Here is a 6,834-nt window from a genome sequence, read left to right on the forward strand (position 1 = left end):
CGGTCGGCCAGCGGATGTGCGCGCTCGAACGGCGTGGCTCCGTAGAGCAGGATGCCCGGACGTACCCAATCGCTGGGCACCTTCGGCCAGCCGAGCACGGCTGGCGAATTGCGCAGGCTGATCTCGCCTTCCAGGCCCTGGCTCGCGGCCGCGAAGGCGGCGAGCTGTTCCTCGGTGCGCGGGCAATCCAGTTCGTCGGCGCGGGAGAAGTGACTCATCATCACGATCTTCGCCACCTTGCCGCTGGCCCGCAGGCGCTCGTGGGCGGCGCGGAAGTCCTCGGGGAAGAAGCCGACACGGTGCATGCCCGAATCCATCTTCAGCCAGACGTTCAGCGGGCGGTCCAGGCTGGCGCGTTCGATCGCCTCCAATTGCCAGGCGCAATGCACCACGCACCAGAAGTCGTGGGCGACGATCAGCTCCAGCTCGGACGCCTCGAAGAAGCCCTCCAGCAGCAGGATCGGCTGGCGGATACCGGCCTCGCGCAGCTCCAGGCCCTCCTCGATGCAGGCCACGGCGAAGCCATCGGCCTCGGCCGCCAGCGCTTCGGCACAGCGCACCGCGCCGTGGCCGTATGCGTCCGCCTTGATCACCGCGAGCGCACGGGCGCCGGTGGCCTCGCGGGCCAGCCGATAGTTGTGACGAAGGGCTTGCAGGTCGATCAGGGCACGGGCGGGGCGCATGGCGACGGGTCTCTCTTCAGCGAGGTGCGGCATCGCGCACCTTTCATCAGGCGAAAAAAAGCCCGGCTCTCCGGCCGGGCCAGACAAAACTCAGGGCAGCGCAGCGACCACCGACATCTCTACCAGGATCTCCGGCTCGCAGAGCTTGGCTTCGACGGTGGCGCGCGCCGGCGCGACGCCGCGCGGCAGCCACTGGTCCCAGACGCGGTTCATGCCTTCGAAGTCGGCGTCGATGTCCTTCAGGTAGATGGTCACCGAGAGGATCCGGGTCTTGTCGGTGCCGGCCTCTTCCAGCAGACGCTCGATGGCCGCCAGGGTCTCGCGGGTCTGCTGCTCGACGCCCGCGGACATGTCCTCGCCCACCTGGCCCGCCAGGTAGACGGTGCCGTTGTGGACGACGATCTGGCTCATACGCTCGTTAGTGTGCTGGCGCTGGATGGGCATTCTTGGCGTTCTCCGGGGAATTGCTGTAGCGGGAAATATCCAGGCCTTCGGTGCTGATCTGCGGGCGCTTCTTCGCCATCAGGTCGGCCAGGTAGCGACCCGACCCGCAGGCCATGGTCCAACCCAGGGTGCCGTGGCCGGTATTGAGGAACAGGTTGCGGTAGCGGGTGGCGCCGACGATCGGGGTGCCATCCGGGGTCGCCGGGCGCAGGCCGGTCCAGAAGGTCGCCTGGCTGATGTCGCCGCCCTCGGGATAGAGGTCGGTGGTGATCATTTCCAGGGTTTCGCGGCGACGCGGGTTCAGCGACAGGTCGAAGCCGGCGATTTCCGCCATGCCGCCGACGCGGATGCGCTGGTCGAAGCGGGTGATCGCCACCTTGTAGGTCTCGTCGAGGATGGTCGAGGTCGGCGCCATCTCCGGGTTGGTGATCGGCACGGTCAGCGAGTAGCCCTTCAGCGGATAGACCGGAGCCTTGATACCCAGCGGCTTGAGCAGTTGCGGCGAGTAGCTGCCCAGGGCCAGCACGTAGTGGTCGGCGGTGAGCAATTCGCCGTTGACCAGCACGCCGTTGATGCGGTCGCCGGCGAAGTCCAGGCGTTCGATGTTCTGGCCGAAGCGGAACTCCACGCCCAGGCCCTTGGCCATTTCCGCCAGGCGGGTGGTGAACAGCTGGCAGTCGCCAGTCTGGTCGTTGGGCAGGCGCAGGGCACCGACCAGCTTATCGGCGACCTTGGCCAGGGCCGGCTCGACGCGGGCGATGCCGTCGCGGTCGAGAACCTCGTAGGGCACGCCGGAGCGCTCGAGCACGGCGATGTCCTTGCCGGCGGCGTCCAGCTGCGCCTGGGTGCGGAACAGTTGGGTGGTGCCGAGGGTGCGGCCCTCGTAGGCGATGCCGGTCTCGGCGCGCAGTTCGTCGAGGCAATCGCGGCTGTACTCGGACAGGCGGACCATGCGCTCCTTGTTCACCGCGTAGCGCTCGGCGGTGCAGTTGCGCAGCATCTGCAGCATCCAGGCGTACTGGCTGGGATCGGAGGTGAGCTTGATGGCCAGCGGCGCGTGCTTTTCCAGCAGCCACTTCATGGCCTTCAGAGGAATGCCCGGGGCTGCCCAGGGCGAAGCGTAGCCGGGAGACACCTGGCCGGCGTTGGCGAAGCTGGTTTCCAGCGCGGGACCGTCCTGACGGTCGACCACCACCACCTCGAACCCGGCTCGGGCCAGGTAATACGCACTGGCGGTACCGATGACACCGCTGCCAAGGACCAGAACTCGCATTGTCGCCTCCCACGTCGCGGAGGAACCGCGGACGTTTGTTATTTTGAGCGTGTAGATGCGCGCAGTATAGGAAGAGGCAGGCAGAAATAATCACCAATTTTAGGCAACTACTCAGGTAAAAAACCGGACAAATAGGGGTTTTACCGAGGCGCATCCACCATAAAACTGGAAAAATACCGCATATTTAAATGATCGAACTCAGGCCGGGAGCCGCTTTTTCGGGAAAGCCTGTCGCAGAATCCATGGAAAACGACAGGAGTCCCTAGGGGAAGCACTCGCGACAGGAAAAATCCCGCGGACGCTGCCCGGCCCTTGCGATCGGAGCAGCGTCCCAGAGCGCTCGCAGAGCCTTCGCGCTATTTCTTCACCCACTTGCCGCCAACCTGGACGTACTGCCCGGCAGGGGTTTTCTCCATCGCCTTCTTGCCGGCCATGGCCTCCACGTCGGCCAGCGAAGCGCCGCTGCTGTTGGCCACCTTCTGGTATTCGGCGCGCCGCGCGGCATTGATCTGCGCGGCGATGTCCGCCGCCTGGCCGCTGTTGCTGACCACGCCAAGGTAACCGTCCGCCTGCTCGCCGACCAGGCCCTGGGCCTTGGCGCCGCCAAGGGCCGACATGGCCTGGCCGAGGTCCATCGCCATGGCGGAAAGGCTGATGCCGAGGGCCAGCAGGGCGATACCGAGTTTGCTACGGGTTGTCATGGATCCGCTCCTTTAGAACAGGCCGCTGTTCTCGTTGATGATGCCGTCCAGAGCCTTGTCGACCTTGATGTAGATCTCGTGCTCGATTTTCACGTTGAGATTGATGTTGATCGGCTCGCTGGGAGCCGCCAGCTGCACGGTGGGCGTGCAGGCCATCGTCAGGCTGCCCAGCAGCAGGACAGCGAATAGAGCGCAGAGGCGCATCGGGGGTTCTCCTGTATGGCTCATGGCGCCGAAGCCTTGCGTTTCTGCATGCGCTCCTGCACACGTTGGCGAATGGTTTCGCTGACCCGGTCACTCAGTTGCAGGCTGGTCAGCAGTGCCGGGATATCCTCCTCCAGGTTGACGTTGAGGTTGACCGGGCGCCCCTTCTCCAGGTCCGGGTTGCTGCCCTGCAAGCGCAGGCCGAGCAACAGCTTGCCGTTCTCATGATAATCGACGCTGCTTTGCAGGACGTCGTAGTGGAAATCGTCGAGGGCATCGGCGACCAGCTTCATCCCCGGGTTGCTGCGCCCCAGCGCCTCGATTTTCGCCGAGCGGAAGCGCAGGTAGCCGGGCTCGCGGGCCTTGACCTGGCCGCCGGAGACGCTGGGCTTCCAGCGGTTCAGCATCAGCGGCAGTTCGCCGTCCAGGGTGCCTTCGCCGGCCAGGCCCTCCGCCGGATAGACCCGGAAAATCTCGCCGAGTTGTATGCCCTGGATACGCAAGGCGAACTTCTGCTCGGCCTGACCCAGGCGGATGCTCCCCGCGGGGACCGAGGCCTGCCCGCCGAACAGGCCGCTCTGCAACGTCTGCCAGCTCAAACGGCCGCTGCCCGGCGCGGAAAGCGGGGCCTCGTAGCGCCCGCGGAAACTCACCGGCCCCAGCGGCAGGCCGGGATTGGCCTCGGCCAGGCTCAGGCCGGGGCTGTCCAGGCTCAACTGACCGCCGCGCAGGCGCAAGGCCAGGCTGCCGCCCAGCCCCTTCAGCTCGCTGCGGTCGTAGATACCGTCGAGGCCTTTCAGGGTCAGGTCCAGGTCGAGGGACGAGCCACCCGCCGCGTCGAGCTTCCAGCCGGCCGCGGCGGTCGCGCGCCCATTGCCCAGTTCGAGCAGCCCCGGCCAGTCGGCGAGGGTCGCGGCCAGCGGATTGCCGGTACGGAAGAACACCTCGGCCAGCCTGGCGGAGAGTGCCAGGGGCGTCTTCGCATCGCGCTGCAGCTGGATGTCCGCCGCCAGCCCCGCACCGTTGCTCAGCCGTCCCTTCAGGCTGGTGCGCTCGAGGGTGGTGTCGAGCGGCCCCTCGAAGGTCCAGGCCAACGGCTTGAGGTTAGCCTGGCGGAGTTGTCCGACCTGCGCCTGCAGCGGCCCGGCGAAATGCAGCGCCAGCGGCTGGTAGGCCAGTTCGAGAGCGGTCCCGGCGAGATTGAGGCGGGGCTGGCCAAGGTGCAGCGTCGACGGCTCGGCCAGGGACGCCGCCTGCAACCGCGCGCCTCTGCCGAAAGAGAGGTTGGCGCGCTGCCCGTCCAGCCGGCCCTCCAGGGGAATCTCCGCGACCAGTCGCTCGGCTTTCCAGCCCAGGTATTGCAGGCGCGGCGCGTCCACCTGCAAGCGACCCTCCACCAGCCTGGCGGCCCACGGCGAGATGCCCAGCAGGTCGAGCCGCGTCTCCAGCTTCAGCGTACTCGCGCCCTCGCTGGTGAACGCCAGGCGCAACGCGGTGACGCTATCGGCATCGCGCTCCAGCGGCTCGCTGCGCAAGCCCAGCGCGCTCGGCCGCAACTCGGCCGGCAGCGCCTGCAACCACTCGCCGTGCAACTGGCTCAGGCGCAAGTCGCTGCGCAGCTGGCGTGGCAACCAGGCGCCCTCGTCTCCATCCAGTTGGACTTGCAGTTCGCCCTGTACATTACCCAGACCGGGCAGCGGCCAGGCTTGCGGAGCCTGCACCAGCAGCGCCGCCGAGCCACCGCCGTCGAGTACCCGGCGCGGCTCCAGCCAGTCGCTGCCAGGCGCCAGGCGGATCGTCCAGTCCGCTTGCAGACGCAGGGCTTGCGGTGCGTCGGGCAGGCGCTGGGCTTCCGGCAACCAGCGATTGAGCCAGACCACCAGGCCACGGGTGTCCGGCAGGCCGGGCGCCTCCAGGCGCCCCTGCCAGAGGCCGTCGCCATCGGACGGCGCGAGCTGGCTGTCCAGCGTCAGCAGCGCCTGCCGGTCGAGTTGCGCGCGCGCCCGCAGGCGCCAACCGGTAGGCTCCTCGAAGAGCTGGGCGTCGAGCTGGGCCTGCTGCGCCTCTTGTTGCAGGCGCAGTTGCGCAGCCAGCGGAAACAGCGCTCCCGACGGGCGGCCGATGTCCAGCCCGCCGTCCTGCTCGCAGCGGCCGGCGGGACAAGGTAGGTCGAGATGGAAGCGTTCGAGGTGGATCTGTTCCGGCAGCCAGGCGAGGGTCTCGCGCAGGGACGTCCAGTCCAGCGCAGCGGAGTCGTCGTCGGAACTCGCGGCAGCCGGTTGCCAGGCGAGCGCCACTTGCTCCACGCGCAGGCCGGGTAGACGCGGACGCCAACCCGACAGCCCGGGCCAGCGCAGCAGCGCGTGTTCCACGTCCAGTCGCAGGCTGGCGCCATCCGCGCCGCGCCGCTCCAGCGCCAGCCGTCGCAGCCCGATGCCTTCGGCGGACAGGCCCAGGCCTTGCCACTCCAGGCGCTCGACACCCTGCTCGCGCAACAGGCTGCGCCAGGCATGCCAGCCGTAGCCGAACGCCAGCAGCAACAGCACTGCAAATACCAGCAGCAACGTTGTCCTTCTGCGCAAACGCATGTCCTACCTCTGTCCGTTGCCGACCCGGCCAAGGGTGGCGGGGCCCTCGTGCAAGATCAAGGCGTTTTCCCCGGCCAGTGTTTTTCCCTGCTTTCGACGTTATATTGGCGGAAAATTTCCGGATTTTCCGAGCCAGACGGGGAGCCTCCATCCATGCGTACCCAGCATCAGAGCAAGCGCGAGCTGGACAAGATCGACCGCAACATCCTCCGCATCCTGCAGGAGGAAGGTCGCATTTCCTTCACCGAGCTGGGCGAACGCGTCGGCCTCTCGACCACACCCTGCACCGAACGCGTGCGCCGCCTGGAGCGCGAAGGCCTGATCATGGGCTACCACGCCCGGCTCAATCCGCAGCATCTGAAGGCCAGCCTGCTGGTGTTCGTAGAGATCAGCCTGGACTACAAGTCCGGCGATACCTTCGAAGAGTTTCGCCGGGCGGTGCTCAAGCTGCCCCATGTGCTGGAATGCCACCTGGTGTCCGGCCACTTCGACTACCTGGTGAAGGCTCGCATCTCGGAAATGGCGTCCTACCGCAAGCTGCTCGGCGACATCCTGCTGAAACTGCCGCACGTTCGCGAGTCGAAGAGCTATATCGTCATGGAAGAGGTCAAGGAGTCGCTCGACCTACCGGTTCCGGATTGACATGACACGCTCCGGGAGTCCGCCAGGACTCCCGGCATAGACGGGAAACACCGTCGTTTCCGCACACGATCCCCGCAACACCTCGCAGTTTTTTTGCTTTTTCGCCCTTGGCGAGCGCCTCGACTGACGTTTATGCTCCGTCAAATTTTCCACACATAATAATCAGGATTTCACACATGAACGCCCGCGTTCGCCAGCCGGTGCATACCGCCCAACACGCCCCCTCCTACTACGCCGCCACGCTCAACCGACGCATCGAGTGCCCGCCCCTGGCCGGCGAAGAACAGGCAGACGGGTGC

The 6,834-nt window shown here is 66.6% G+C and carries 8 protein-coding genes; 2 read left to right on the top strand and 6 right to left on the bottom strand.

From position 1 onward, the window contains the following. From alr to FFS27_RS25750, 6 genes are all read right to left on the bottom strand, one after another. A partial coding sequence (alr, locus tag FFS27_RS25725) for an alanine racemase (RefSeq protein WP_137952285.1) occupies positions 1-683 on the bottom strand: 683 nt, incomplete at its 3' end. A gap of 90 nt (positions 684-773) precedes the next feature. After that, positions 774-1,127 (bottom strand): RidA family protein, encoded by a 354-nt coding sequence (locus tag FFS27_RS25730; RefSeq protein WP_003098273.1) that lies wholly within the window; start codon positions 1,125-1,127, stop codon positions 774-776. Next, the gene (dadA, locus tag FFS27_RS25735; RefSeq protein WP_003098274.1) at positions 1,102-2,400 is read right to left on the bottom strand and encodes a D-amino acid dehydrogenase; all 1,299 of its coding nucleotides are present in this window, start codon (positions 2,398-2,400) and stop codon (positions 1,102-1,104) included. Before dadA ends, FFS27_RS25730 begins: the two co-directional genes overlap by 26 nt. Before the next feature lie 356 nt (positions 2,401-2,756). Continuing rightward, positions 2,757-3,101, bottom strand: coding sequence for a YdbL family protein (locus FFS27_RS25740; protein ID WP_003096521.1), 345 nt, complete (start codon positions 3,099-3,101; stop codon positions 2,757-2,759). A gap of 12 nt (positions 3,102-3,113) precedes the next feature. Continuing rightward, a complete protein-coding gene (locus tag FFS27_RS25745; RefSeq protein WP_003096523.1) occupies positions 3,114-3,305 on the bottom strand; it encodes a YnbE family lipoprotein in 192 nt (63 codons plus the stop codon). A gap of 20 nt (positions 3,306-3,325) precedes the next feature. Then, the gene (locus tag FFS27_RS25750) at positions 3,326-5,893 is read right to left on the bottom strand and encodes a YdbH domain-containing protein (RefSeq protein WP_023101722.1); all 2,568 of its coding nucleotides are present in this window, start codon (positions 5,891-5,893) and stop codon (positions 3,326-3,328) included. Positions 5,894-6,046: 153 nt separating this feature from the next. Between FFS27_RS25750 and dadR the strand changes: the two genes are divergently transcribed. Both dadR and FFS27_RS33775 read left to right on the top strand, forming a co-directional pair. Continuing rightward, complete coding sequence (gene dadR / locus FFS27_RS25755) at positions 6,047-6,535, top strand: transcriptional regulator DadR (protein ID WP_003096535.1); 489 nt, start codon at positions 6,047-6,049, stop codon at positions 6,533-6,535. A 176-nt stretch (positions 6,536-6,711) separates the two neighbouring features. Continuing rightward, positions 6,712-6,834: hypothetical protein (locus FFS27_RS33775; RefSeq protein WP_256659640.1), on the top strand; the 123-nt coding region annotated here is incomplete at its 3' end.

It is taken from the genome of Pseudomonas sp. 2VD (assembly GCF_005503585.1).
Lineage (GTDB): Bacteria > Pseudomonadota > Gammaproteobacteria > Pseudomonadales > Pseudomonadaceae > Pseudomonas > Pseudomonas aeruginosa.

Excerpts from the sequence above, each read along its gene's own strand:
- FFS27_RS25730 (WP_003098273.1), bottom strand. The coding sequence starts at position 1,127 with ATGCCCATCCAGCGCCAGCACACTAACGAGCGTATGAGCCAGATCGTC.
- dadA (WP_003098274.1), bottom strand. The coding sequence starts at position 2,400 with ATGCGAGTTCTGGTCCTTGGCAGCGGTGTCATCGGTACCGCCAGTGCG.
- FFS27_RS25740 (WP_003096521.1), bottom strand. The coding sequence starts at position 3,101 with ATGACAACCCGTAGCAAACTCGGTATCGCCCTGCTGGCCCTCGGCATC.
- FFS27_RS25745 (WP_003096523.1), bottom strand. The coding sequence starts at position 3,305 with ATGCGCCTCTGCGCTCTATTCGCTGTCCTGCTGCTGGGCAGCCTGACG.
- FFS27_RS25750 (WP_023101722.1), bottom strand. The coding sequence starts at position 5,893 with ATGCGTTTGCGCAGAAGGACAACGTTGCTGCTGGTATTTGCAGTGCTG.
- dadR (WP_003096535.1), top strand. The coding sequence starts at position 6,047 with ATGCGTACCCAGCATCAGAGCAAGCGCGAGCTGGACAAGATCGACCGC.